1 protein-coding gene and 2 pseudogenes are annotated in these 2,420 nt (G+C 69.3%); all 3 read right to left on the reverse strand.

Annotated elements, in window-relative coordinates; all coding sequences use genetic code 11:
* A pseudogene (locus WA317_RS20500) lies at positions 1–268 on the reverse strand (hypothetical protein); the annotation flags it as partial.
* A 282-nt stretch (positions 269–550) separates the two neighbouring features.
* Positions 551–1,363 (reverse strand): ExeA family protein, encoded by an 813-nt coding sequence (locus tag WA317_RS20505; RefSeq protein ID WP_425174771.1) that lies wholly within the window; start codon positions 1,361–1,363, stop codon positions 551–553.
* Positions 1,360–2,420: pseudogene (locus WA317_RS20510) on the reverse strand (DDE-type integrase/transposase/recombinase); the annotation flags it as partial. The gene WA317_RS20505 and the pseudogene WA317_RS20510, both read right to left, overlap by 4 nt.

Raw genomic sequence — 2,420 nt, forward strand, 5'->3', positions numbered from 1 at the left:
GGCCGAACAGGCGGAGGGCTCCGATGGCGAGGTTGCGTAGGGTGGCCATGATTCTGGGGCCGGATCGGGTTCTGACCTGGGAGTTGTCTTCTCGGTAGAGGGTGTCGCGCAGCCAGTGCAGTGACTCGATCGCCCAGTGTTCGCGGACGTGATGTGCCAGGGCGGCGGCGTCGAGTTGCTGGTTGGTGGAGCTGGCCACGCCGAGCGCGGCGACCGCGGAGGTCGGGTTGCCGGCGAGGTCGTGGACGTAACGTTCGATCAGGAACACCTGGTTGACGTGGGGGAACGGTAGGTCGGCGGGTGCGGGGGAGGACCTGGATGGTGCGGGTGGTGACCCGGCTGTGGCCGCGGTCGGTGGCTGTGTGCGCGATCGGTGTTTCCCGCCAGGGCAGCGCGTCGAGGGCGTCGTAGAGGGCTGTTGACCGTCGTTGATCTTGCAGAGGATGCCGTCATTCGGTTTGTCGATGACCGGGGTGTGGGAAGGCCCCGCCTGCTGGTGGCTGGCGGGGCCTTCGTCTGTCAGGTGATGGTGTCGTCGGCGGGGTGATGGTCAGTCGGCGCCGGTTTCGGAGATGGCGGTGCGGGCGGCTTTCTCGTCGACGATGCTGGCGTTGCGAGCGAAGGCCGCGGTGAGGGCGTTGAGGGCGAGGTTGTTGTTCGCTCGGGGATAGCCGCGTGAGGCGTTGTGGATCAGGGTGAGGGCGTCGTCGCTGAAAAGGGTGTCTGAACGTCCGGCGATTTTGGCGTGGTGGGTGATGTAGTCGGCGGTCTCGGTCTCGCTCATCCCGGCCAGGGCGTAGCGGACGGTGATGCGCTGGTCGAGCGCGGCGAGCACGCCCAGACGTAGCCGTTGGCGCAGTGTCGGCTGATCGATCAACACGGCCGCGAACGGTGCCCCGGAGTCCATGTCGTGGTTGGTCAGCATGCGGACGGCCTCGAGCTGGGCGTTGTCGAGCAGGTGCGCCTCGTCGAACACGACCACGGGGGTGCGGCCCCGTTCGGCGTGCTCGGCGGCTAATGCCGCGGCGGCCCGCGGCACGAGCGTCGCGGTGTAGAAGCTGGGCACTTGTCCGAGGGCGGAGACGACGTGGTGCAGCATGCCGCGCACTCCGACCGAGGGGTTGGGCAGGTAGATGACCACATGCCGCGAGCCGTCCAGCGCGGCGGTCGCGGCGCGGACGGCGACGGTCTTGCCGGCACCGACCTCGCCGGTGATCACCCCCAGGGAGTGCTGCTCGACGCACCAGCCGATCCGGGCGACCGCTTCGGCGTGCCCGCCGTGGCGGTGCAGCATCGACGGTGCCAGGCTCCGACCGAACGGCATCCGGGTGAATCCCCAGTGCGACTGCAGGCGCGAGCTCACGACCGGACCGCCGTCGCTGTGTCGGCCGCGCCGGTTCCGTTGCTGTCACCGGTGCTGGTGAGGGCGTCGTCGATGGACAACTGGCCCGGCAGCTGACCGTCATCAGGCGGCGGCGCTGGGGTGGAGTAGAGGGCGTGGAAGCCGATGCGTCCCTCGTCGCGCGGTTGTTGCTGGTGGGCGTCGGCGACCAGAGCCAGGTAGGCGATCCCGGTGTTCGCCACCGGGGCCGCCTCGGGGGTTTCCGGGCGTGCTTTCGGATGCGCGTGGCGGGTGATGCGCAACGGCACGGCGCGGCCGTAGCGGGCGCCGCGGTAGTGCACCTCGATCGTTTCTAGGTCGAACGGGGAGAACACCAACTCGACCTTGCAGCCGACCAGCACCGCCTCGACCTCGTAGGTGTTGCCGTGCAGCGACACCGTCGCGGTCTTGGTGACGGTGCGTTGCTCGGACCATTGGAACGCCTCGGTCAACGCGTCCGGGCCGGGCATGACCGGGCCGTGCCCGGCTATCTGCCACCCGTCGTCTCAGCGGGCGAGGGGTGTCTGCCCGGTCTCGGAATGCACCCGGTGGTGGTACTGGGACTCGACCCACGCGGTGAACAGTGCGTTCAACTCCAGCAACGCGGCGGCGGGCGTGAGCCCACGCTCGGTGACCTCGGCAGCGGTCGAATCCGTTACCTCGACGAGGAACTGGTCGCGCACGCCGCGGAACCACCTCTCGATCTTCCCGCGGCCTTGCGGGCGGTGCGGCGTCGAGTGAACCAGCCGGATGCCGAGCTTGCCGCGGGCGCGCAGCAGCCACGCATCGACGAACGCGCTGCCGTTATCGACATAGCAACTTTGCGGGACGCCTCGTGCGGCCAGGGCCGGGGCCAGCGCGGCGGCCAGGCGCACGGTGTCCTCAGCGAACCCGAACCGATACCCCACGGCCAGACGTGAATGGTCATCGAGAAACGCGAACAGGTAGGTCTTGCGGCCGCCGACCCGTGGGCCGTGCAGGGCATCGCCCACCCACCGCTCGTTCGGGGCAGCGGCTTCGAACCGGCCCAACACCGCCG

It is taken from the genome of Mycobacterium sp., from assembly GCF_049802695.1.
Classification (GTDB): domain Bacteria; phylum Actinomycetota; class Actinomycetes; order Mycobacteriales; family Mycobacteriaceae; genus Mycobacterium.